We start from the raw sequence: 24,990 nt of genomic DNA on the forward strand, positions 1-24,990 counted from the left end.
ATCAATTGATTATATAATTCGAGGCTAAGTCAGCCAGTCGCGCTTTTTCAGATAAAGCAACGGTTTCACCAATTACTATGACGGCAGGAGAAGAGACTTGCGCACCTTCTGCTAGTTGCTCAATGCTATTAATGGTTCCTCGCACGAATTTTTCATTCTTGAGTGAGCCATTTTGGATAATAGCCACAGGTGTTTCCCCTTTATTCAAGAGCTGGAAAATTTCACAGATGGCTCGAAGTTTTCGGGTGCCCATTAAAACGACTATGGTTGCTGAGGATTGCGCAGCCAATGAAATGTCATCGGTGAGCTCATTGGTCTGTGAAGTAGCAGTTACTACCCAATAACTTTGGCTAATACCCCGGCTGGTCAGCGGTATTCCGCGTAGGGCAGGGACAGCGTGAGCACTGCTAATACCCGGTACCATTTGGCAAGTTACATTGTGTGCTTGTGCGTAATGTATCTCCTCATAACCCCTTCCAAAAATAAAAGGGTCGCCACCTTTTAGCCGAACAACATGCCCTTTTTCCTTCGCAAAATGGACGATGAGTTCATTGATGGTGTCTTGGGTGTGGCTATGTTTCCCAACCCGTTTTCCAACATAAATATGCTCGGTTTTACTTTTAGAATATTGAAGCAAATCTTTGCAAGCCAAGTCGTCATACAAGATCACATCGGCATCAGCAATAGCTTTTATACCCTTAACAGTTATTAAATCAGGATCACCCGGCCCTGCACCGACCAATGTTAATTGTGGGTCAATCGTACTTTTCATTAGGCTTTATAAAAATCGGTGATCACCTGTTTATCCAAACCACCCTTTTCCTTCAGTTGTAAGTCACGGAAAATGCGTACACGCTCCAGAAAAGACTGGGCATCGTTGAAATAGGAAGTGGCAAATTCAAATGTTGGCACTTGCTTATTGATTTCAAGTACCAAGGCCTTAAAACCATTATTTAGAACGAATAGACTATAGTTGCCAAAGTGCTCTTCGAAGCTTTCTATAATTCCAATTTGAGTGTTGCACTTCACATCTTCACTTAGCAAAAGTGCTTTTGCACCTATCACCAGCGAACTATAGCTGTTGTAAATAGAATCTGCATAAGCGTTATCATCGAGTCCATCTTTTGCCCAGTCGAGCCTCTCTTGCGATTCTTCGATGATCGTTCCGATGACGTCTAGCATAACGCTCGCGCACTCACCGACTCCAATTTCGGGTACAAAACTCTCCGTCTTTCCCCAATCCATATAGTCGGATTGTTCTAGAGAAGATACATTGGCCAATGGTTTTAAGAGGTGATAAAAATGCATTTTACCCAGCCTTTGGTAAAAATTGTTGAAATACTCGCCCTTTTCGTATTGTTCTTCGTAGGCATTGAGAATGGTAGCCAAAGCCCTTGGAATCCTTTTCGTTGGAATCTTGATCACCTTTTCGGCAATAAAACCTTCGCCAGTCGGAGATACGCCACCCCCGATTACAACCTGCATGGCAGGAATAATTAGTGCGCCATTTTTAATGGAGCTGCCGTGAAACCCAACATTAGCTGCCATATGTTGGCCACAGGCATTCATACAACCACTGATTTTGACCTTAATGTGAGATTCGTCTAGCAGTTGTTTGAAGTCTGCATGGAGCATTTCTTCCAACTTCGTGGTAAGTGCAGTGCTATTCGTTACGGCCAGATTACAAGTATCACTACCCGGACAAGCCGTAATATCATGCGTGGAATTAAACCCAGGTTTAGCAAGTTTCAGTTCTTTTAGCGACTGGTATAAAAATGGAAGGGCCCCAGCCCTTACAAATCTTAAAAGAAGCCCTTGGTTTACGGTTACGCGTATATCATCCGCAGCACATTGCCTCACTAATTCAGCTAGCGATCGGGCAGTTTGAGCTTGAATGTCACCCAAAGGAACTCTAATCCAAACGCCGTAAAAACCTTGTTGCTTTTGTTCGAATACATTGGTGCGCTTCCAATCTTCAAACTCACTAGAATCTAGAACTTCTACTTTTGGTAAAATTTTCTGTTCTGGAATAAGCGTTTGCGTTAGCTTTTCATCGACAATAAAAGTTTGATTTTTGATCGCCTTGCGCTCGGCTTCTACAAGCTTTAAGAGTTGGGCTAAGCCAATTTTTTTCATCAAGAACTTCATCCTGGCTTTGTTACGATTGGCACGCTCACCGTACCGATCGAATACCCGAATGAGGGCTTCAGTAAATGGGATAAACTGAGTTGTATCCAGAAATTGGTAGGCTGTTTGGGCAGGAATAGCCTGAGCGCCAAGACCACCACCAATGACCACTTTGAAACCTTTAATAGCTTGGCCATCGACTTCTTTGATTTTTGGAATAAAACCAAGATCGTGAAAGTAGGTCATCGCTGAATCCTTATCATCGGCAGCAAAGGCAATTTTAAATTTTCGCCCCATATCCTGGCAAACAGGATTCCGAAGAAAATAATGCGTTAATGCATGTGCATAAGGAGTAATATCGAAGAGCTCGGAGGAATTGATGCCTGCATCGGGTGATGCCGTCACATTTCGGACAGTGTTTCCGCAGGCTTCTCTTAGCGTAACGCCCTCTTCTTCCAGTTCCGACCAAAGCGCAGGAGATTCGGCCAATTTCACATAGTGCAATTGAATATCCTGACGCGTGGTAAGGTGAAGATTGCCAGTGGCGTACTTATCAGAAGTGTCGGCGATTTTTATCAGTTGCTTCGTTGTGACCTTACCATAAGGAAGTTTAATCCTAATCATCTGTACGCCAGGTTGGCGCTGGCCGTAAACACCACGGGTCAACCTAAAAAGCTTAAACTTATCCTCTTCAATACCTCCTGCATTGAATTTGTTGATTCTGTTTTCAAGTTCAATAATGTCCTTTTTAGCTTCTGGGCTAACTTTATCGGATAGTTCTAGGGCCATGATTTCTACTTTTTTTACTCGTTTATTTGGAACTGGTACGCAAATAAAATTAAAAGGATATAAAATCTACCAATTAAGTAGGGTAATATTGAAGAAATAATTTTTGATTGGTCAGAAGCCTTGCCATTATCGCAGGATTGGAAGTAATATTTTCTTTGAAAAAAGGCCTTTTGTACCGCTCAAAAAGCCAGCCTGAAGTATGGTGTATTGATTTTATTGTTAATTTTATCCGTTTAATAAAACCACCGCAAAAATCGACATTATATGAAGTTTATTGTTTCTTCAGCTGAACTCCTGAAACGCCTTTCGAATATCAATGGAGTGATCACTACAAATCCTGTGGTGCCGATCTTAGAGAACTTTTTATTCGAAATCAGTGACGGCCTTTTGACCATTACCGCATCTGATTTACAAACCTCCATGATTACCGAAATTGACGTTGAGGCGAAAGAAGATGGAAGTATTGCTGTTCCAGCGAGAATACTAATGGATACGCTGAAAAACTTACCTGAGCAGCCAGTGACTTTCAGTATAGACAAGGAAACTTACAGCGTTGAGATTAATTCGGATAACGGTCGATATAAATTAGCGGGAGAAAACGCAACCGATTTTCCAAAAGTACCAGACGTTACTGATGCTTACTCTGTAGATCTTTCTACCGATGTATTGAGTAGCGCGATTAACAATACAATTTTTGCGACAAGTAATGACGAATTAAGGCCTGCCATGACTGGTGTTTTCGTTAAACTTGATGATACAAATACAACTTTTGTAGCTACTGACGGTCACCGATTAGTAAGATATAGAAGAGTAGATGTAGCTACTGATTCTGGTATGTCGATCATTATACCAAGAAAAGCGCTCAACTTATTAAAATCTACATTGCCTTCGGAAAATTCGAATGTGATTATGGAGTACAATGCTTCTAACGCATATTTCCATTTCAATAATATTAAAATGATCTGCCGTCTCATCGACGAGCGTTTCCCTGATTACGAAAATGTAATCCCGACTGAGAATCCGATAGAAATGTCGATTGACAGAAATGAATTCTTGGGTTCGTTAAAGAGGATTTCAATTTATGCCAATAAAACCACGCACCAGATTAGATTAAAAATCACTGGTAGCGAGCTCACTATTTCAGCGGAAGATTTAGACTTCTCAAACGAGGCGAAAGAAACTTTAGCTTGTGAACATGAGGGAGAAGATCTAGAGATAGGGTTCAATGCAAAGTTCTTAGTAGAAATGTTGACGAACCTACATTCAAAGAGTATCACACTCCAAATGTCTGCTCCAAACCGTGCTGGTTTGATAGTGCCGGCTGAGAAAGATGAAAGTGAAGATATTTTAATGCTTGTGATGCCAGTGATGCTGAACAACTACTAAAAGAATCACAAACAAATGTGTAAAGGAGCTTCGGCTCCTTTTTTGTTTAAATTTTGAATAACTTGTCTTCTCAATTGTACGCCATTGTTATCTAAGAAAACACAATACGCTTTTCACGCTTTAACCTATTTAGCTGATAATTACAGTAAAGGCCCCGTATTGATTTCGGAAATTTCCCAAGAGAGACAGATTTCCTTGAAGTTTTTAGAAAACATCTTACTCGAACTTAAAAAGGCCGGAGTCTTAGGAAGTAAGAAGGGTAAAGGTGGTGGTTATTACCTCATTAAGCCAGCCGATGAAATTGCGCTTGCCAAAATAATCAGGGTTTTGGATGGTCCGATCGCTCTTTTGCCTTGCGTAAGTCTCAACTATTACGAACGATGTGAAAACTGCCAAGAAGAGGTGTGTGGCCTTAATCGAGTAATGGCCGACGTAAGGGATAACACATTAAAAGTTCTAGAGAATAAGACATTAAAAGACATTTTGCGGAACCGTTAGATTTTTTTTGCGTTGTTAGTCTACAAAAATGGTAGGGATTATATAGATTTGTAATTCGAAAAATTTTAAATGACTAAAAATGCTACTGGATACTGTCATAAATAGAAAGGTTGAAGCCAATGCATCTGGTGCCGATAGCAACTTAAGAAGCTTGCTAAAAACAATCAGTTGGCGGATTTTAGGGACACTTGATACCATAATCATTTCCTACTTCGTAACAGGTGAAGTGGCCATGGCCCTGTCAATCGGTTCAGTAGAAGTAGTGTCAAAAATGATTCTTTATTACCTGCATGAGCGGGCTTGGGCTAACGTCAAATCGAATAAATAATCAAAAAGATGATCGAAGAACTTAAGAGTAGCCTAAAAGAAAAATCTTTTGAGGAAGGGTTAAGGTTTGTAGCAAATCAGTACCCTGGTAAAGTCGTTTTCTCATCAGCCTTTGGTCAGGAAGATCAAGCAATAGCACATGCGATTTTCAAAAATGATATCGATGTTAAGGTTTTTACCTTGGATACAGGTAGGCTTTTCAAAGAGACCTATGAATTGATCGATCAGACTCGATCTAGATATAAAAAACCAATTTCGGTTTACTACCCCAATACGGCGAATGTTGAGCAGTTAGTGACAGAAAAAGGGATGCACAGTTTCTACAATTCGGTAGCATCGAGGAAGGAATGTTGCTTCGTAAGAAAAGTAGAGCCGCTAAAACGTGCCTTGGAAGGGGCTTCTGTTTGGATTACAGGACTACGCTCTGGTCAATCTGTGAATAGAGAAGAATTTGAGCAAGTTGAATGGGATGAGCAAAATAAGGTTATCAAGTACAACCCTATTTTGGATTGGACATATGATCAACTTCTTGATTATCTAAAGGAGAATAATGTGCCCTACAATAAGTTGCACGACCAAGGATTTATAAGCATCGGTTGTGCACCTTGTACAAGAGCTATCACAGCAGGAGAGGATTCTAGAGCCGGACGTTGGTGGTGGGAAACATCACAGAAGGAATGCGGACTGCATCAATTAAAAACAGCCTAATCATGAGTATCAATAATGGACAGTTCCCTCGAGAACTTGAAGACGAGGCCATTTATATTTTTAGGGAAGTTGTTTCCCAGTTCGAACGACCTGTACTCCTTTTTTCAGGAGGCAAGGACTCTATTACCTTGGTTAGACTTGCCCAAAAGGCTTTTCACCCAGGCAAAATACCCTTTCCGCTCCTACACGTCGATACTGGGCATAACTTTCCAGAGACCATCGCTTTTCGAGACGCCCTTGTTCAAGAGTTAGGTCTTGAGTTGATTGTACACTATGTACAAGATGCTATTGACCAGAAAATAGTTAGCGAGGAGACAGGCAAATATGCCAGTAGAAATGCCCTACAGACCGTCACTTTATTATCGGCTATCGAAGCGCATAAATTCGATGCTTGTATCGGAGGTGCTCGACGCGACGAGGAAAAGGCAAGAGCAAAAGAAAGGATATTCTCGGTCCGAGACGATTTTGGTCAGTGGGATGCGAAACGCCAACGGCCCGAACTGTTTGACATGCTAAATGGGCGGATTAATGTCGGCGAAAATGTGCGGGTTTTTCCGATTTCTAACTGGACAGAAATTGACGTTTGGAATTATATCAAAGAAGAGGAGTTGGCCATTCCTTCGATTTATTATGCTCATGATCGAGAAATCTTTGAAAGAGATGGCATGATTTGGCCTGACTCACAATTCATCAATAAGACTTCCGATGAACAGGTGCTAACAAAGAAAGTGAGGTTTAGAACGGTTGGCGATATGACCTGTACAGCGGCAGTTGAATCTGAGGCGGATCATATTGACGATGTAATCAAGGAAATTTTAAGTGCAACAATTTCGGAAAGGGGTGCCCGAATGGACGATCGCCGATCTGAAGCTGCAATGGAAAAAAGAAAGAACGATGGCTATTTCTAGAAACAAATCGGTATTACGGATCGCTACGGCAGGTAGCGTAGACGATGGCAAGAGTACTTTAATTGGTCGGCTTTTGTATGATACTAATTCAATCGAGACTGATAAACTTTTAGCGATTGAGGAAAGTAGTAGGCGAAAAGGGCTTGATTATACAGACTTATCTTTACTAACCGACGGTTTGGTGGCCGAAAGAGAACAAGGGATAACTATAGATGTTGCTCATATTTATTTTTCTACCCCGAGCCGAAAGTTCATCATTGCAGATACTCCCGGACATATTGAGTATACTCGAAATATGGTTACTGGTGCTTCCAATGCCGATCTGTCGATCGTGTTAGTGGATGCCCGAAATGGCATGGTGGAGCAAACCTATCGACACCTTTATATTGCCAAACTTTTGAAGGTGCCTAAGATTGTCGTTTGTGTTAATAAAATGGATTTAGTGGCTTATAGCCAAGAAAGATTCAATGAGATCGTCAAGGATTTTCATACTGTTTTGGATCATGAGGAATTTGAGAATGTTTCTGTAGACTTTATTCCAGTAAGCTCTTTATATGGCGAAAATATCGCGTCAAGATCGAACCAAATGGAGTGGTACCTTGGAGATGTCCTACTAACAACTTTAGAAGCTGTCGATGCACAACAATCCACTGATGATCTCCCTGCTCGTTTTCCAGTTCAGCATGTTATTAGGCCCAAATCTGACGAATTTCATGATTACAGAGGCTACGCTGGGAGGGTAGCGAGTGGTGATTTTCGTGTTGGAGATGAAGTCAGTGTTTTACCTTCAGGCTTAAGGTCTAAAATCAAAAGCTTGGAAAAGTTTGATGGGAAATTAAATGCCGTTTCCGCAAGTGAATCAGTGGTTTTAAGACTTGAAGATGATATCGATGTTAGTCGGGGTGATATGATTGTGAAAGACGATTTACCCACGGGTATTAAGCAGTTAAGTGCCGATGTTTGTTGGATGGATAGTGAGCCTTTATTTGCTGGTAAAGGCTACAGACTGCAACATGGTATCAATCAAACCAGGGTTAAAGTGTCCGCGATAAGTCACAAACTCAATACATCTACTTTTGACAAAGAGATCGGTGTATCTGCACTTGAATTGAACGATATAGGAAAAGTTTCACTCAAATTAGCAAAACCTATTTTCGCCGATTCTTATGCAAAGAATCGAGATAATGGTGCTTTTATTTTAATTGATGAGGCAACTAATAATACGGTAGGGGTCGGTTTTGTAGACTAATTAGCGGATTCTATCCTCTAATTTTTCTTGAACCGGCATAGACTCACCAAAAACTTTGTCTAGCAAAGCGTTTAGTTCAAGTTCGTTGGAAAGCAAATTCACGACAAGGTTCTTGAACTCAACGCTTTTGATTTTCTCCAGTGATACGATTCTTTCTTCCCCAAAATCTACATCTGAAACAAGAAAATCACCATAGTATTTTTCTTTCATTCGGACATAGTATTCTACCACATCACGAAGTTCAAGGTAAAGACCTTTGAGAATAAGTAAGTCACTTTTCAGGTCGGAATTTTTATTAGTGTAATTGGTGTTTAGATAGAAGTTTAGCGCTTCCATCTGCATAATTGGTTTGTAGGTCTTATTGATGTCAAATAGATAGTGACTGATACTATCTTCTGAAAGAGCATCGCCCGCGAATAAAAATCTAGCCAATTGACGGGTGTCGTTCTGTAATTTCAATCTATTTTGGATAAGGTTCCCAAAGGCACCTTGGTTGGCCTCAATTTCACTCAAAACCCTTTCTATGGCGGATTCTTCAAGCTTTAAGTCTTTTTTGTCTTCATAGTAAACATTGAGCTGATAGGCCACCGTGATACCAAAAATCACTATGAAAATCTCCATCAAATAAGTGTAGATGTCGTTTTTCTTGAGTCTTCTGGAAGTGCCAAATTTAACCATGAACTAAGAGCTTTTGCCTAATCTAGAATTCAGTTGTATAAAGATGATTAAACACCTTGTATACACAAATTCGAATTTAATGATAAGTATCGATTATATCATTGAACAAGCTTTCGACCTTTAATTTGACCTATGGCTTAACGGTACAGCAGATTCAACGCAATTAATTCAGTACTTTGAAAATATTATTCGATACGCTCGATTTTAGCACCAAGTGCATTTAGCCTAGTATCTATATGCTGATAACCCCGATCGATTTGTTCCACGTTATCAATTACACTAGTACCTTCCGCGGATAATGCAGCGATTAATAGTGCCTGACCCGCCCTAATATCAGGGGAAGTCATTCGAATTCCTTTTAACTTTTGCTGCCTATTAAGACCAATAACAGTCGCTCTGTGTGGGTCACAAAGGATAATTTGAGCACCCATGTCAATGAGCTTATCTACAAAAAATAGGCGACTTTCAAACATCTTTTGATGCACTAAAACGGTGCCTTTTGCCTGCGCAGCAACGACTAATACAATGCTCAGTAAGTCTGGCGTTAAACCAGGCCATATGGCATCGGCAATTGTCATGATAGAACCATCGATGAAAGTTTCTATCTCATAGTTCTCTTGTGCAGGTACATAAATATCATCGCCTCGAAACTCCATTTTAATCCCAAGTCTTCTAAAAGTTTCTGGAATAAGACCAAGCTCTGGAATTTGGCAATCTTTGATCGTGATTTCTGATTGTGTCATGGCAGCCATACCAATGAAAGACCCAATTTCAATCATATCAGGTAGCATGGTGTGGTCTGTTCCGGCTAGGGCCTCAACACCTTCAATATGTAGTAGATTTGAACCAACGCCTGTGATTTTGGCGCCCATTCTGTTCAACATCTTAGATAACTGCTGTAAATAAGGCTCACAGGCTGCATTATAAATGGTGGTTTTGCCTTTGGCTAAGACAGCTGCCATAAGAATATTGGCCGTACCTGTAACAGAAGCTTCATCCAAAAGCATGTAAGTGCCTTTTAAGTCTGAAGCATCGATATGGTACATGCCCGTTTCAGCTTCGTATAAAAATCTTGCCCCAAGTTTTTGAAACCCAATAAAATGAGTGTCTAGTCTTCTTCGGCCTATCTTATCTCCACCAGGTTTAGAGATTTTACCCTTTCCAAATCGAGCCAACAGAGGCCCTAAGATCATAATCGACCCACGTAGAGAAGAAGCTTTTTTTCTAAACTCGTCAGTTTCGAGATAGTCTATATCAACATCTTTAGCACAAAAAGAGTAGCTCTCGCCAGAGAGGTGTTTCACTTCCACACCCATATCAGCCAGCAGCTCTATGAGTTTATTGACATCACGGATGTCCGGTACTTTATGGATAGTAACGGTTTCCGGAGTTAGGAGAACCGCACATAGGATTTGTAATGCTTCATTTTTTGCACCTTGAGGAATAATTTCCCCTGAAAGTCTGGTGCCACCTTCAATGACAAATGAGGACATTTAGTTTCTGCGTCTATTGTTATTACCTCTTCTTCGGTTGTGATGTTTTTTATCGCGATCGCCTCTATTGTCGCGGTTATGATGTCTTTTCTCTTTGATGTTATTGTTGAAAAGACCGAATTCTTTCACTTCTTCGATTGGGATATCGAGTTGATTGTTCGAAAGTTGTTTGATCTGCTTGAGGATGATTTCATCATCGATATTATCCTTATTCCAAGTATTGTAGAAGCCTTTCATTAGCCTACCGATATGGATAACCGCCGACTTTTTTGATTCAGGATCTTCCATTTGGATAGCCTGCTCAATCATGATCTCAACACTTCTTCCATAGTGCATATATCTGATTTTTGAGCTCTTGTAAGCTACTCTTTGTGGTTTTTTACCAATAGCCGACTTTTCTGGCATTGGGAAAGGAGCATCTATGGCTAAGTCGAAATTGGAAATGATATATAGATCATCCCATACTTTCTGATCGCTATCGACATTTGCCTTTAGATTAGGGTTGATCTGTTTCATAAGGTCCGTGAGCGTTTGTGCATAAGCACTTCTTTTCTCGTCGTCCTCGATGGTTCTTATGTGGTTAACTAACTTTTGAATATTGCGGCCATATTCTTTTAGCCTTACGTCAGTTCGTTCTGTATTGTATTCTAATCCCATTAATTTTTAAGTATACACCAAATTAACAATAAATATCTTAAAGCGCGGCTATGGCACTTGGCCTATTCCACTATCCTTAGTTTGGCGAATGTGAGTAATAATGTCTTTTCGCCGAAGTCTTCGAAAATAACTTTGGCTTTTTTATTGGCTCCAGAAGTATCCATTTTGGATACTTTTCCAAAACCAAATTTCGGATGCTCCACTTTCATGCCTTCTTGAAGACCAGAAGTATCACTAGGTCTGAAGTCGGCCGATGGCTTATGATACTGCAGTGGCTTCTTAGGTGCTGATTTTTTATTGGCCATCAAGTTCCTTGCAAAATTTGCATTAAAACCCGGAGGCCCATCATTTCTTCCAAGTTTTGGCTCTCTGCTGCCGTACCGAGTATTGACAAAAATGAAACTAGGGTCTACTTCTTCAATAAATCTACTAGGTTCACAATTGATCAACCTTCCATAGCGATAACGTGATAGAGCATAGGAGAAGTATAAATTTTCCTTGGCTCTTGTAATTGCCACATAAAAAAGTCTTCTCTCTTCCTCTAAGTCGTCGCGACTGCTCATCATCATTTGCGATGGAAAAAGGTCTTCTTCCAATCCAACGATAAACACGTTCTTGAATTCTAACCCTTTGGAAGAATGGATTGTCATTAGCGACACAAAATCCTTATTATCTGGATCTTCGTTATCCTGATCGGTCAATAGGGCTACATCCTGTAAGAAGGCACCGAGACTTTTATCTTCAACCTCGGGCGTTTCAACAAATTCCTTGATTGCGTTCAAAAGCTCTTGAACGTTTTCATATCGGTTAAGCCCTTCAACAGTCTTATCATCATAAAGCTCTTTGAGTAGGCCGGAGTTTTTGGCAATATGACTAGCAGTTTCGTAAGCATCTTTCGATTGAACGTAAATCTGGAAACTCTTAATGAGCGTTACGAAATCGTTGACAGCATTAGCAGCCCTTCCCGGCAGAAATGCATTTACATTGTTCAACACTTCCCATAGCGGAATGTCATGCTCGAAAGCTGCGACAACTATCTTTTCAACAGAAGTTGGGCCGATTCCACGTTTTGGAAGGTTAATGATTCTACGAAATGACTGTTCGTCAGCAGTATTCATGGCAAACCTCAGGTAAGCCATTAAATCTTTGATTTCTTTCCGCTGATAGAAAGACAAACCGCCATAAATCTTATAATGAATACCAGATTTCCTTAAAGATTCTTCAATTGCCCTAGATTGGCTATTCGTTCGATAGAGAATGGCGAAATCTTCGTTTTTATAGTTGTTTTGACTTTTCTGCTCAAAGATGGCAGAGGCCACGAACCGACCTTCTTCGTTATCAGAGATTGATTTGATAAGGTCAATCCTATTCCCATCATTATTTGTTGTCCAAACCTTCTTTTTGATCTGACCTTTATTTCTGGCAATAACCGAGTTGGCAGCATTGACGATATTCTGAGTCGATCTATAATTCTGCTCCAATTTGATCACTTTCAAATCTGGAAAGTCTTTCTCGAAATTCAGGATATTCTCAATATTGGCACCTCGGAAGGCATAAATAGATTGCGCATCGTCACCAACCACCGCGATATTTTGGCTTACCGCTGAAAGCTTTTTAGTGATTAAGTATTGAGAAACGTTGGTGTCCTGAAACTCGTCTACCAATACATATTTAAACCGATGTTGGTATTTGTTCAAGATATCTACATGATCTCTGAATAAGACGTTTGTTTGGAAGAGCAGGTCATCAAAGTCCATGGCATTAGCTTTGAAGCACCTTTGGGCATAAGTCTTATAAATACGCCCCATTTCTGGTTTCTGCGCCGTTTCGTCATCTGCAGCGTAGATTGGATTGTTTACATATTCTTGCCATGAAACTAACCTGTTTTTAGCGCTTGAAATACGGCTAAAAACTACATTCGGTTTGTAAACCTTATCATCTAGACCGAACTCTTTTACAATAGTCTTGATCAAAGACTTCGAGTCGTCGGCATCGTAAATTGTAAAATTGCTGGGGTAACCCAATCTGTCAGCTTCTGCTCGAAGAATTCTAGCAAAAACAGAGTGAAAAGTGCCCATCCATAAATTACGAGCATTACTTCCTACAACGGTGGCAATTCTCTCACGCATTTCTTTTGCCGCCTTATTGGTAAAGGTCAGCGCTAGAATGCTAAATGGATCGACACCTTTTTCCTTGATCAAATAAGCGATGCGATAAGTCAGCACACGCGTTTTACCAGACCCAGCACCGGCAATAATCATTGCAGGTCCTTCGGTGTTGACTACACCTTCGTATTGGGGCTCGTTGAGTGATGCTAAGTAATCCATGAAAAAGGGTGATTTCTATCTAAAGTCGATCTGTTTGCAAGATAAGACTTTCGACTCGGGAAACACTTAAAGTTACTGGGTCAGTTGAAAATAAAAGGTGCTTTTCAATTATTTCTTTCTTAGCTACTTTCTCCAAGAAGTGTTCTAACTAATTAGAAATATCCCGTTATCCATACAGCGGACAAACTACTTCTGTCTCTTCTTTCTGTTTTGATAATCATACCATCCTGTAATGATGAATGTACCAAACAAGAATGCCATTAGATAATGTGCCCACCCTTGACTGTCAAATACAAACCATTCAGGGAAGAAGTAAAGCAAAATATATGTGAGAACCAAGAGCACCTGAATAATACGAAGAGGCTTGATCACAAATGTTAGTTTATTATAAGTTTAAGATTGTTTTCCCTATAAAAATCACTAAAAAAGTTTCCGTTTTTTAGTAATTCCGATGGAGAACCCGACTGACTTATGGTGTTATTTTCCAAAATGTAAATCTTGTCTGACTTAGCTGCCGTGGTTATTCTATGAGTTACCAAAAGAATAAGTTTTGACTCTTTCAGCTTTTTGAGAATTGTTAAAACAAACTGCTCAGTCTTTCGGTCCAAGGCAGATGTAGCCTCGTCGAGTAAAAGAATTTCAGGGTTTGACCACAAAGCTCTCGCAAGACCAACTAGCTGCTTTTGTCCTCCAGAAATATTTACACCTTCTTCACCTAAAATCGTCCCATAACTTTGTGGGAATTGATTGAAATATTCATCAAAACCATATTTCAACATAAATGCTTCTATTTTTTTGGGTTCAGCGTCAGACACCCCCAAAAGGATATTATCAAGGAGGCTGCCATTGAATATCTTAATTTCTTGCGGGACGACTCCGATTTTGGATCGAATGGCCGTTGTATTAATTTCTGAATATTCTTGATTATCAAGTTTTATGCAACCTCCCTCTTGCGTATAGAATTTTTGAAGAATCTGTATAAAAGTACTCTTGCCTCCTCCGCTCTCACCCAAAAGACAAACCGTTTTACCTTTTCTAAGTTCTAGATTGAACTCCTTTAATAATTGTTTTCTTCCTGGAAAACGGAAGCTTAAATTTTCAACCGTCAATGATTGAACTTCCTTGATTTCTTGAAAGGTTATAGTAGGATTAAATTCTGGTTCGATTGATGTGAATTCATACATTCTGTCGAAAGCAATTTTAGCTTCTCTAATTTGGATATGTGCATTCGTCATTCCTTCGATTGCGGGGAAAATCCCTCCCGCCATTGATGTTAGGGCTACCAATTCGCCAATTTGAAGTTTATTTCTTAGGACAAGGAACGACGCAAAGGCCAAAATAGAAGTCATAGCCAGAACGCCCACTACTTGAGTAATAATTCCATATTTGAGGCCAATATATCCCAAGTGATAAACTTTGTTCTGAAAACGGCCATAAATAGATTCAGTTATTTTACTGAAAACAGACTCTTTTGTCTGGTTTTTGATGACCTCAATCCCTTGAATCGTATCTACATAATTACTTTCATTCAAGGCATAAGACTGCATGACCTCTCTTTGCCCTGCTGTGATTGGGTTAATAAACTTCCAAATGACAAAGAGGTAAATGGGAATAAAGGACAAGAGCAACACACCTATTTCCCAAGAGTAAGTAAAGACAAAAACTATGGACGTTAAACCCAAAAGTAACTGAATCAAAGTATCTCCAAGTACAAAGCTGATGGTACGTTGAATTCTGTTGGTATCATTCATTCGAGCAATTAACTCACCAGTCTTACGTGTATCAAAAAAGCGTTTAGGTAAATAAAGTAATGCGCTATAAAATTTTTTTATAATTCGATTATTAAAATCTTTTGACTGCCTAAGAATTATTAGTGTTCTTAAATAGAGCACACCAGACTTCGCAAGTAATAAAGTGGTAAGGAGTGTTAAGCCCAAAATAAGCCGCTCAGAATCTTGACTTGGTAGAATATCATCAATTAGCCGTTGTGAAAAAATAGCAGTACTTATGCCTAAAACTGATATAATAATCCCCAAAAATGTGGCTATACCAAGGATGCCGTAGTCTTCTTTGACCAAGGAAAGGAGCCAATTCTTCTTTTTGCTTTTTTGTTCTTTTGAGCGTTTGAGCTTATTTGTAGGCTTAAGTAAGAGAAGTGCTTTTGATTTCCATATCTCTGTAAGATCTTGCTCAGTTAAATATTTAATCTTTTCTGCTGGATCACTGATAAGAAATTTGCCATTTCGATATCCAAATAAGCAAATATAGTGTTGTAGTTCTTGATTAATAATTACATGTAATATGGCAGGGTTTTTAAGAGATTTTAGATCTTTTAACCTACCCTGAAAACCATCTGCCTTCAGTCCAATTTCATTTGCTGCTTGAAAAAGTCCTAACAGCGTCGTTCCTTCCTTGGTTGTACCACTGATTTCTCGAAGTCTTTCCAAACTAATCTCGGAATCAAAATATCGAAGAATGGTAGCAAGGCAAGCGACTCCGCAGTCCGATTGATCTCTTTGCTTTACATGTTTAATTCGTATTTGGCTTATCATGAATTACTCATTTCGAGACAATTAAACCTAATGACAGATTCACATTCCAGGTTTTTTTACCGATAAACAATTCGTTAAAATGGGCAAGGTGCCATTTGGCGTCATTTGTTTTCGTGAATGTTTTGTATTTCGATACTTTTTTATCGACCTTCCCTCGGAGGCCAATAGTATTCATATCAACGTTGCCTTGCACCAATCTTCCCTTGGAATCAACAAATCCAATCAACTCAATACCTACATAAAAACCATTATCGGGTAACCTGAGTCCGTATTCACTTACATCAATTGAATAATATTTTTGATTACTATCTGAAACAAAAAAGGTCTCTTTTACCTTACCAAATTCTTTGTCTGGAAACTCATTACCATGAGTGTATGTATAAAATTTTGGTCTAAGTATTAGATCATTATATTCGACCTTTTTTAGATTGAATAGCGGTATTTTTATCGATAAGACTCGACTGTTCTTAGGGTACTCATCGTTAGGGATGAATAACACAATCTCCATTTTAGTGTTTATGTTGATAGTGAAATTTTTCTTCTTTGTGAGATTACCAATAGTCTCTTGTTTTTCGGCATTAGCGTTGACAACGAACGACCCTAAATTGACCTCTAGAGGTTCTAAGAGTAATGTGTCAGATATAATAGACTTTGCAAAAAAAATTGTACTGCTATATGCGACGTGTTGAATTTTTATACTTTCAACAAATTCCACAGTAAAAATACCTGTTTCATTTGAGTAGGTAAAGTTCCCGTTATTGGCTTTGACTGTAGCATAAGATATTGGCTCTGAGTTTGTTTTATCTAGGAGTATGAAAGTTCTGCCTTGGGCAAACGTATCATTAGCCACAGATGACACAACCAGTAGAGCCAATAAATTAAATTGTTTAAAAAAACATGCTGTCATACACGGATACATAATCCAATATCACTTTTGACCTCTGTTTTGGTACGAATGAAGAAAGCGTGATATGTTCTTGTGCAGGTTTTACCACATTGAAAAGGGCTGTACCAAACTACCTCTCCACATTCCCAATCAGTCCAGCCAAAAAACTTAGATCCACTGATGTTCTCCATAGATTTTAGACTTAATTCTTTCATCTTAATTAACAGTTAATTCGTTCGCAATTTGTTCACAAGTTCCAGAATTGTATTCGTAGGAATCTCGGATAAAAAATGTAAAGTGTTTTCGGACGCAATTTGTCCAACACAGTCCATTGTTTGTAGTGCTCGTACACTTCCAATCAGTCCAGCCCCAAAATTTGCCACCTGTTAGATTCGATAACTGTTCACTCTTTAATTTTTGCATAATTATATAGTTTAATTGAAAATAAAATTTGATAAACTTAATATTGACACAATAAGTAATAGTATGCCATAATAAGATAAGGCGATTGTTTTGAAGCATTGAAAAAATGAATGTTTCCCATTTTTATGAAGCCTAACTGCAAAGAGAATAATATATACTGCTTGAGTAATTGTAATGAACTTTAAGATGTCTCGTAGAGTAGGATTGATGGTTTTTTCTTTAAAAAACCATAGTAGTGATTGGAAATCATTGTTCTCAATCTCTGAGATATTCGGGTTAATGAATAAGATTTTTGTTGCAACAAGAACCATGTAGCTAAGAGGAAAGATAAAGTGAGATTCAAATGATGATTTGAGTACGTAGGCACCTTTTAATTCTCGAAAGTATATAAAGTTACCGAGCCAAACTGATACGAATGAAAAGAGTATTATGGCCATCATGTAAGGAATCACCAGTAAATAGTTTACCCATTCAGAATCTCTATCTTCTTTGATAAGATTCTCGATATTTTCTGGACTAAGAGAACTTGAAAACGACCGGAAATACATTTCATCTGAATACAGATAGTTTAATTCAACATATATAGCTAAAGCATATATTGATAAATTGATTAGTAATAGAGTAACTAGGTGTTTCTTCACTTGTGTCTCGTTGATTAACGAATGTATGAGCGGTGACTGAAATAAAATTGCAGTGACAAAAAAATGTTTAAAAAATTATAAATTATACTTTCGTAAAGCCGTGATTCCATACTACAAGGTACTCGTAGCAGTAAGATCTAATAGAGTTATCGAAATAGATGGGAGCTCCCATTTCTTTCATTAAATCGATGGTATTATAGAATTGGCGTTCGCTTATATCGAGCTTTTCTGCGCACTCTCTTGCATTGCCTGTTGCTCCTAGTCTTATGAGTTGATCGAGCCTTTCTATTCTTTGTGTCTGTTTTAACATATGCATCCAATATTAAATACAGCTCAGGATTTATAAAGGTAGGATTAAATAATTAATAAGTAATAGAATAAATGTTAAAAGTTATGTTTTGTAATTTACCTGAGGACAGGTATAATGACTTTGTCACTGCTAAGGATGAATTACGTTCTTAAAGTACTCCTCATAATTCGAGATGGTATTTTCGATGTTAAAGGTCACTAGCGCAGTTTCTTTTCCATTAGTTTTAAGCATTTCCCGTAGTGCTTGATTATGCTTTAACTCAAGTACGTTTTCGGCTATTTTTTCAATGTCACCATCTTCAAAAAGGAGACCATTGACACCATCTTCTATTAGGTCTAAATTACCAGCAAAAGCTGTGGCCGTAACGGGTACTTCTAGGGCCATGGACTCTAACAGCGCCTGAGAGAGGCCTTCCATAGTAGAAGCCAAAATATTAGCATCAAATAGTTTGTAGTAGTTCAATATTTCGGGAGAGTCGACATGGGCTTCAAAGTGGAGTTTATGATCTGTGGAATATTGGCTGATAATCTCCTTCATTTCGGCTGTAGGTTCAATGCCACAGAAAATAACGGTGATGGGCTCTTTTATCAGCTTGAGAGCTTTAATAATCTGGATTTGATTCTTAATCCTTGAAACACAACCTAAAACGAAGTCTTCATGCTGAAGCTTAAATTTCTTCTGTAAAGCAGATACGCGATCAATATCGATTTGATCATATTTTTCGGTTGGAGTGCCATTATAAATAACGGCTATATTTTTCTCCTTGATACCAACCTTTATAAGACCCTCTTTTACTTGTTTGCCAACGGCCACGATACCATCTGTATACCTATTATATAGTAGTAACTGCAATGGCCCGCCCATGCTCTTTGGCATTTGCCTTCTAGTATGTATGATTTTAACATCTAATCCATAACGCCATTTGGCAAAAACACTCGTGTACCTGTCGTGGCTGGATTGAGGATTTATTAACTGAATACCATGATTCTGGACAGCATCTCTTATTTGGCGCCAGTTTTTAAGGTCAAACTTTCCTTTGAAAGTCATCGGGATTCTATTGACAGCGGACCCCTCCAGCAAGCTCCAAAGTAAGCTTTCTCGGCGTATACCAATATGGATTTCATGTCCTCTTTCGGCCAAACCCTTCGCTAGGTAAGCGATCGAATTGGTAGACCCAGCAACATCACCTTGATAGGTGAGAAATAATATTTTGAGTGGATTCAAATTTTTGATGATACAAAAAAGAATAAACGTGGGTTGATATACAAACTTGAGTAGCTTTGGGAACGAATTTGCCTCTATAAGGGTATTTTTTTGATGTATAAACATCGCCCTACGATTAGGGACTAGCTTATTTTTTTGACTAATTTTAAAACATGTCTGAAGAAGCACTACAAGATGAACACGAAGTTCGACGACAGAACTATTCCGAGATGGAAAAGACTGAAATCTTCGATAAGGAATTCATGCCTCATGTGGATTCTATGTACAACTTCGCTTATCGATTAACCTTTGATGAAGATGATGCCAAGGATTTGGTTCAAGACACTTATTTAAAGGCGTTTAGATTTATCAATTCCTTTGAAAGAGGAACTAATGCAAAAGCATGGTTGTTCCGCATATTGAAAAATAGCTTTATCAACGAATTCAGGAAAAAGAGTAAACAGCCTGCTAAAGTTGATTACAATGAAGTTGAGCAATTTTATAATTCTGATGATGCTGGGGAACAAATCACCACGGATTTAAGGGTTGAAACGGTTCAACATATGATTGGCGATGAGATTTCTGGTGCATTAAATGGTATTCCAGTAGATTTTAGAACGGTTATTATTCTTAGCGATTTGGAAGGGTTTACCTATGAGGAGATGTCTAAGATTTTGGACATTCCGATCGGTACGGTAAGGTCTAGGTTACACCGAGCCAGAAACATGCTGAAAGACAAGTTAGCGGCTTATGCGAAAGAAATGGGATTTAATAAATAGAATATAATGGCAGAGTTTTCAGATTGGTTCAAAGAGACTTTTAAGAACTGTTATTGCGAGCAAGGGAATTTAATCGATGAAAAACGCTTCGCTGAAATCGTTCAACTCGTATTAGATAACGAGGCTGACGAGGAATCAAGAGCTATTTTCGAAGAAAAGATTAAATCATGTGTAAAGTCAAACTTTACATTTGAGAATGAAAAAAGTATGCGGGAAGAGATTCAGAAGAAATTGAGCGCGCATACCGGTGAAATCCCGACTGATCTAGCCCAAACGATCAGAAACAGCGTGAACCTATAGTAAGAATGACAAAGGGCAAGGCATTTATTTTTACTGCTCCTTCTGGTTCAGGAAAAACAACAATAGTAAAACACCTCCTTAGTACGCACCCAAAACTGGGTTTTTCTATATCTGCATCCACTAGAGATAAGCGAGGAAGAACGGAGGAAAATGGTAAAGACTACTATTTCTTAAGTAGAGACGAATTCACACAAAAGATTGACGAAGACGCTTTCATCGAATGGGAGGAAGTCTACACCGGAAACTATTATGGCACACTCAAAGCCGAAGTTCAACGCGTTTGGGATGAGGGTAAACATGTAGTTTTTGATGTTGAGGTCAAAGGGGCGCTAAAGCTCAAAGAGTATTTCGGCGATGACGCCTTGGCGATATTTGTTAAGGTACCCAGTATGGAGGAGCTCGAAAAAAGACTAACTGGCAGAGGAACAGAGTCGAGAGAGAGTCTTTCACAACGTCTCTACCGAGCGAAATTTGAGATGACATTCGAAAACAAGTTTGATGTAACTTTGCTTAATAAAGAGCTCGATGACTCTTTCCAAAAGGCAGAGGCACTCGTCAACAACTTTTTAAAGTCATAGATTTTGAATATTGGCCTATTCTTCGGCTCTTTTAATCCAATTCATATTGGACATCTTGTTATAGCAGATGTTATGGCGAGCCAGACTGATATAGATGAGGTTTGGTTTGTGGTTAGTCCTCAAAACCCATTCAAAAATAGTCGTACGCTTTTACATGAGTTCGACAGATTAAAAATGGTAGAATTGGCGGTCGCAGATAATTATAAGTTTCGTGCGAGTGATGTTGAATTCAATATGCCAAGGCCGAGTTACACGGCAGATACCCTTGCTTATTTATCCGACAAGAACCCTCAACACAGTTTTAAGCTGATTATAGGAGAAGATAATCTACTACATTTTCACAAGTGGAAGAATCATCAGGCTATTCTGGATAATTTTGGACTCTATGTTTACCCCAGGCCACAAGTAGATAAAGATAAAATCAAAGTGAGTCACCAAAATATCAGATATGTGGATTCACCTATGCTTGATATTTCTGCTACCTTTATTCGCAATGCGATCCAAAACGAGCATTCCGTACAATATCTTTTGCCGCCGACAGTAGTAGAGTACATCAACTTGAAGAAGTTCTACCAATAATTCTCTTTACACTTTTTTATCAGTATTAACAATTCTTAGCACTCGCTTGTCTATAGAATTATAGAGCTTTAAAAAATTGTAAATCTTCAGCGGACATTTTATCCGTTTGTCACGTCTATGAACTGTCAACTCAAAATTTAAAAGCAAGAATTTTTTGGCGCGTAAATTGTGCCTGGTTCTGAAACTTCAACATATGCAACGATTATTAACACTCACACTATTACTAATTCTCCCAGCCGGACTTTTTGCACAAGGAATTAAAGGTACCATCAAGGACAATGAAGGAAAAGCTATGCCTTTTGCTTCGATTTATGTTCAAGAGGTAGGCACTGGTACATCTTCAAACCTTGAAGGTGATTACGAAATCCCACTGAAATCTGGTAAATACACAGTCACGTTTCAATTTATGGGCTTCACTACCCAGGTCAAACAAGTTCAGGTGACCAATGGATATGCCGAACTTAATGTTGTTTTGGTGCCACAAGTCATTGAATTACAAACCGTAGTCGTCACAGGTAAAGCAGAAGACCCTTCTTACACCATTATGCGTAAGGCGATCGCCAAAGCCCAGTATCATTTAATGCAGAATGATAGCTATTCCGCAGAGGTCTATATGAAAGGGACGGGCAGGGTGACTAAAGTACCGTGGTTACTCAAAAGAACTTTTGAAAAGGAAGGAATAGACACAAGCCAGGTTTTTACATCGGAATCGGTTAGTGAAATATCTTATGAAAGGCCCAATAGGTTTTCGGAGAAGGTAATCTCTGTACGTGCTTCAGGTCAGGATATGGATAATGCCAATCCAAACTCATACATAAACAGTAGTTTCTATCTACCACGAGTAGTTAACGCCATTTCTCCGCTAAGTCCTAGAGCTTTTGCTTATTACAAGTTTGAATACCAAGGTAGTTTTAGAGAAAGAGGCTACGAGATTAACAAGATTAAAGTGACGCCTAGATCGAAGGGAGATGATGTTTTCGAAGGAGAGATATACATTAGAGAAGACTTCTGGAACATCCATTCGCTAAACCTATCGACCAGTTTATTGGGTTTTAGCATTAAAATTGAGCAAATCTACGCGCCGATCGAAGGCGAAACTTGGATGCCGGTGACACAGCAATTTGAGTTCGGAGGGTCCATTTTCGGTCTGGCAGGGACTTATTCATATTTGGCATCAGTGAGCAACTATAAGGTTACTCCAAATACCGATTTAGACGCTTCAGTAGTTTTAGTAGACGAGAAGATTGCGCCAGCGCCCGAAGAAATTGAGGCGATTAAATCTGGAGATCTAGATATCGGAGTAAAAGAAGTTTTTAAAGAAGATAAAGAGGTCTCGAGAAGACAGTTTAAAAAACTGATGAAGGCCTATGAAAAAGAGGAAAGAGAAGAAGAAAAGGAACCGGATGTAATTCGAGACTACCGATACGAAATCGATTCACTAGCTGCCAAAAAAGACTCATTATACTGGGCCAGGTTAAGACCAGTTCCCCTAACCAAAAAAGAAATACAAGGTTACAAACGCGAGGATAGCACCTATGTGGCGGACAAGGAAAAAGCTGAGGCTGATTCTATGGTTGTAAGAAACGGAACCAAATTCCGACCCAAGGATATTCTCTTTGGAGGCTACTACAAATTGGGAGAGAGATTAAGATTCAATTTCCCGGGAATGCTTTTCAAGACAAGGTTTAATACCGTCGAGGGTTTAAATCTGAATTTTACGGGTAGGTTTATTTGGCGAAATGACACGACCACTCGATTAAGGATTGAACCGTTTTTAAGATATGGTTTTGGCAGCGATAGGCTCTATGGAAAAGTAGAATCGAGGTTCGGTATCGGCCAGAGAGAACAGAGGAGCACCTTTAGGGTATCGGCAGGTAGTTATGTAGAGCAATTCAACCCTGGAATTGTGGATCCTTTCATTAATACACTCTACACGCTTCTAAGGGAGCAGAATTTCATGAAGCTCTATCAAAAAGACTTTGCCAAAGTTTCTTGGGCAAAAAGGTTTAGATATAAATATACTGTAGGAGCATCATTAGAGTATGCTTCCAGATCTAGCTTGTTCAACAATGACGACTATTCAATAGTGGACAGAGACAACCGAACATTTACTTCGAATACACCTGTCAACGCTGAGTCTGCCATACTTCCGTTTACTAATAGTGGTGCCGTAAAGACTGCTTTTACTGTCGCGGCAAGGCCATGGCTCAAGTTTAGGAGATACAATGGAACACTAATTCCTTTAGAGACCACCTCTCCAGAATTAAGATTGACTTATAGAAAAGGTATTGATGGGATTTTGAACAGTGAGACTAGCTACGATAATTTGGAATTTGGTCTGAAAACCGAATTCAGTTTAGGTGTAAGGGCTAGAATAGATTTAGACCTTGAAGCGGGTACCTTCTTTGGTACGCCACAGCTGCTATTCACTGATTTTAAACATTTCAGAGGAAATCGTTTAGGATTTTCTCCGCTAGCAGTTACAGGGGGCTTTCGACTTTTAGACTATTACCGACATAGCACTAGCCAGGAATATGTTTCTGCGCTAACGCATATCAGGTTTAGAAAGCTATTGTTGACTCATTTGCCAGTGTTAAGACTCAGTGGGATCAAAGAAAATCTATTTGTAAACTATCTGCATACGCCAACATCAGACAATTATATGGAAGTTGGGTATACCATTGATAATGTGCTTAGAATTTTCAGAGTAGAGTTCGTTCAGTCGTTTCAAGGATGGCAAGCACGTGAATTTGCCGTTAGAATCGGCATTGCATCTATATTCAGAATCGAAGAAAACTAATCATATGCCAATCACAACGTAAGGGAATTGTTAAAACTATATCTTTAGTTGTATTTAAACTAAAGATATAGTTAATTAGTCGAGGCTTTAAACCTTAGACTATGATCAATCGAAAGAATAGACCTGCTCAAGAAGTAAATGCAGGTTCAATGGCAGACATTGCGTTCCTACTCTTAATCTTCTTTTTGGTAACAACTCAAATAGCCACCAACAAGGGCATTACTATGGTGTTACCACCCAAACTGGATAAAATTGACAACGTTCCACTCAATGAACGAAACGTGCTAAAGATTCAAATCAATTCTTCAGATCAACTTTTGGTCGAAAATGATCCCTTAGACGATATTGATGAGATCAGTGAGATCGTCTATGATTTCGTGTTGAATTTTGGTAATCCGGATATCAAAAAGAAGGGGAAATCAAAAATTAGCGATCAAGAATTATTCGCATCCTTACCCGTTGATATGAAGAATTATATTAGACGAAATTTGAGTTTGAAAACTTCTTCCGATGGACCAAGTGAAGCAGTTGTTTCCTTAAAAACAGATAGAGGAAGTGGTTATGACGTCTATATTAAGGTAATGGATGAAATTAGTGCTGCTTATTACAAAATCTATGGGCAGCGGGTAGGTCTAACTTCGGAAGAGTACAGAAAACTCAACCGAAATGATCCAAGGCAAAAACTCCTTTATGACAAAGGTAAGTTAGGCATAGGCCGAGCCATTTCATTGGCTGAACCTACAACAAACGGTGGATAGCTATTTTGGTATCGCTTTTGCCTGGTAGAAGAAT

24 protein-coding genes are annotated in these 24,990 nt (G+C 39.0%); 12 read left to right on the top strand and 12 right to left on the bottom strand.

What is annotated here, in order from left to right; all coding sequences use genetic code 11:
• Window position 1: 1 nt before the first annotated feature.
• Both cobA and BFP71_RS08040 read right to left on the bottom strand, forming a co-directional pair.
• On the bottom strand, window positions 2-772 hold the full coding sequence (gene cobA, locus BFP71_RS08035) for a uroporphyrinogen-III C-methyltransferase (RefSeq protein ID WP_069834979.1): 771 nt from the start codon (window positions 770-772) through the stop codon (window positions 2-4).
• Window positions 772-2,916 carry a nitrite/sulfite reductase gene (locus tag BFP71_RS08040; RefSeq protein ID WP_069834980.1) on the bottom strand — a complete coding sequence of 715 codons (2,145 nt, stop codon included), beginning with the start codon at window positions 2,914-2,916 and terminating at the stop codon, window positions 772-774. Before BFP71_RS08040 ends, cobA begins: the two co-directional genes overlap by 1 nt.
• 264 nt (window positions 2,917-3,180) lie before the next feature.
• On the opposite strand from BFP71_RS08040, the gene dnaN reads away from it, so the two are divergent.
• From dnaN to BFP71_RS08070, 6 genes are all read left to right on the top strand, one after another.
• Window positions 3,181-4,302, top strand: coding sequence for a DNA polymerase III subunit beta (gene dnaN / locus BFP71_RS08045; RefSeq protein WP_069834981.1), 1,122 nt, complete (start codon window positions 3,181-3,183; stop codon window positions 4,300-4,302).
• Window positions 4,303-4,386: 84 nt separating this feature from the next.
• On the top strand, window positions 4,387-4,800 hold the full coding sequence (locus tag BFP71_RS08050; RefSeq protein ID WP_069834982.1) for an RrF2 family transcriptional regulator: 414 nt from the start codon (window positions 4,387-4,389) through the stop codon (window positions 4,798-4,800).
• Window positions 4,801-4,879: 79 nt separating this feature from the next.
• Window positions 4,880-5,128 carry a DUF2061 domain-containing protein gene (locus BFP71_RS08055; RefSeq protein ID WP_069834983.1) on the top strand — a complete coding sequence of 83 codons (249 nt, stop codon included), beginning with the start codon at window positions 4,880-4,882 and terminating at the stop codon, window positions 5,126-5,128.
• An 8-nt stretch (window positions 5,129-5,136) separates the two neighbouring features.
• The gene (locus BFP71_RS08060) at window positions 5,137-5,835 is read left to right on the top strand and encodes a phosphoadenylyl-sulfate reductase (RefSeq protein ID WP_069834984.1); all 699 of its coding nucleotides are present in this window, start codon (window positions 5,137-5,139) and stop codon (window positions 5,833-5,835) included.
• A gap of 2 nt (window positions 5,836-5,837) precedes the next feature.
• Window positions 5,838-6,743, top strand: coding sequence for a sulfate adenylyltransferase subunit CysD (gene cysD / locus BFP71_RS08065; RefSeq protein WP_069834985.1), 906 nt, complete (start codon window positions 5,838-5,840; stop codon window positions 6,741-6,743).
• Complete coding sequence (locus BFP71_RS08070) at window positions 6,655-7,992, top strand: sulfate adenylyltransferase subunit 1 (protein WP_245701829.1); 1,338 nt, start codon at window positions 6,655-6,657, stop codon at window positions 7,990-7,992. Before cysD ends, BFP71_RS08070 begins: the two co-directional genes overlap by 89 nt.
• Here BFP71_RS08070 and BFP71_RS08075 read toward each other — a convergent pair whose 3' ends face one another.
• The 10 genes from BFP71_RS08075 to BFP71_RS08120 all read right to left on the bottom strand — a co-directional run bounded on the left by BFP71_RS08075 (window position 7,993) and on the right by BFP71_RS08120 (window position 19,183).
• Complete coding sequence (locus BFP71_RS08075) at window positions 7,993-8,670, bottom strand: hypothetical protein (RefSeq protein WP_069834987.1); 678 nt, start codon at window positions 8,668-8,670, stop codon at window positions 7,993-7,995.
• 185 nt (window positions 8,671-8,855) lie between these two features.
• On the bottom strand, window positions 8,856-10,163 hold the full coding sequence (murA, locus tag BFP71_RS08080) for a UDP-N-acetylglucosamine 1-carboxyvinyltransferase (protein WP_069834988.1): 1,308 nt from the start codon (window positions 10,161-10,163) through the stop codon (window positions 8,856-8,858).
• Window positions 10,164-10,820 carry a DUF4290 domain-containing protein gene (locus BFP71_RS08085; protein ID WP_069834989.1) on the bottom strand — a complete coding sequence of 219 codons (657 nt, stop codon included), beginning with the start codon at window positions 10,818-10,820 and terminating at the stop codon, window positions 10,164-10,166.
• A 62-nt stretch (window positions 10,821-10,882) separates the two neighbouring features.
• Window positions 10,883-13,147, bottom strand: a complete 2,265-nt coding sequence (locus BFP71_RS08090; RefSeq protein ID WP_069834990.1) for an ATP-dependent helicase — start codon at window positions 13,145-13,147, stop codon at window positions 10,883-10,885.
• A 186-nt stretch (window positions 13,148-13,333) separates the two neighbouring features.
• Window positions 13,334-13,519 carry a hypothetical protein gene (locus BFP71_RS19360; protein WP_176723337.1) on the bottom strand — a complete coding sequence of 62 codons (186 nt, stop codon included), beginning with the start codon at window positions 13,517-13,519 and terminating at the stop codon, window positions 13,334-13,336.
• A gap of 5 nt (window positions 13,520-13,524) precedes the next feature.
• Window positions 13,525-15,699 (bottom strand): peptidase domain-containing ABC transporter, encoded by a 2,175-nt coding sequence (locus BFP71_RS08095; protein WP_069834991.1) that lies wholly within the window; start codon window positions 15,697-15,699, stop codon window positions 13,525-13,527.
• Window positions 15,700-15,706: 7 nt separating this feature from the next.
• A complete protein-coding gene (locus tag BFP71_RS08100; RefSeq protein ID WP_141719713.1) occupies window positions 15,707-16,573 on the bottom strand; it encodes a hypothetical protein in 867 nt (288 codons plus the stop codon).
• A gap of 29 nt (window positions 16,574-16,602) precedes the next feature.
• Window positions 16,603-16,800, bottom strand: coding sequence for a hypothetical protein (locus BFP71_RS08105; protein ID WP_069834993.1), 198 nt, complete (start codon window positions 16,798-16,800; stop codon window positions 16,603-16,605).
• Window positions 16,801-17,731: 931 nt separating this feature from the next.
• A complete protein-coding gene (locus tag BFP71_RS08115) occupies window positions 17,732-17,959 on the bottom strand; it encodes a hypothetical protein (protein ID WP_069834995.1) in 228 nt (75 codons plus the stop codon).
• A gap of 129 nt (window positions 17,960-18,088) precedes the next feature.
• Complete coding sequence (locus BFP71_RS08120; RefSeq protein ID WP_176723338.1) at window positions 18,089-19,183, bottom strand: glycosyltransferase family 4 protein; 1,095 nt, start codon at window positions 19,181-19,183, stop codon at window positions 18,089-18,091.
• 152 nt (window positions 19,184-19,335) lie between these two features.
• On the opposite strand from BFP71_RS08120, the gene BFP71_RS08125 reads away from it, so the two are divergent.
• The 6 genes from BFP71_RS08125 (at window position 19,336) to BFP71_RS08150 (ending at window position 24,956) form a co-directional block, all read left to right on the top strand.
• A complete protein-coding gene (locus BFP71_RS08125; protein ID WP_069834997.1) occupies window positions 19,336-19,941 on the top strand; it encodes a sigma-70 family RNA polymerase sigma factor in 606 nt (201 codons plus the stop codon).
• A gap of 6 nt (window positions 19,942-19,947) precedes the next feature.
• The gene (locus BFP71_RS08130; protein WP_069834998.1) at window positions 19,948-20,241 is read left to right on the top strand and encodes a hypothetical protein; all 294 of its coding nucleotides are present in this window, start codon (window positions 19,948-19,950) and stop codon (window positions 20,239-20,241) included.
• 5 nt (window positions 20,242-20,246) lie between these two features.
• A complete protein-coding gene (gene gmk, locus BFP71_RS08135; protein ID WP_069834999.1) occupies window positions 20,247-20,819 on the top strand; it encodes a guanylate kinase in 573 nt (190 codons plus the stop codon).
• Between the two features lie 3 nt (window positions 20,820-20,822).
• Window positions 20,823-21,398, top strand: a complete 576-nt coding sequence (gene nadD / locus BFP71_RS08140; protein ID WP_069835000.1) for a nicotinate (nicotinamide) nucleotide adenylyltransferase — start codon at window positions 20,823-20,825, stop codon at window positions 21,396-21,398.
• Window positions 21,399-21,591: 193 nt separating this feature from the next.
• Complete coding sequence (locus BFP71_RS08145; RefSeq protein ID WP_069835001.1) at window positions 21,592-24,198, top strand: DUF5686 and carboxypeptidase regulatory-like domain-containing protein; 2,607 nt, start codon at window positions 21,592-21,594, stop codon at window positions 24,196-24,198.
• A gap of 101 nt (window positions 24,199-24,299) precedes the next feature.
• On the top strand, window positions 24,300-24,956 hold the full coding sequence (locus BFP71_RS08150; RefSeq protein ID WP_069835002.1) for an ExbD/TolR family protein: 657 nt from the start codon (window positions 24,300-24,302) through the stop codon (window positions 24,954-24,956).
• Window positions 24,957-24,990: the final 34 nt, after the last annotated feature.

It is taken from the genome of Roseivirga misakiensis, from assembly GCF_001747105.1.
In the GTDB taxonomy this organism is placed as follows: Bacteria; Bacteroidota; Bacteroidia; order Cytophagales; family Cyclobacteriaceae; genus Roseivirga; species Roseivirga misakiensis.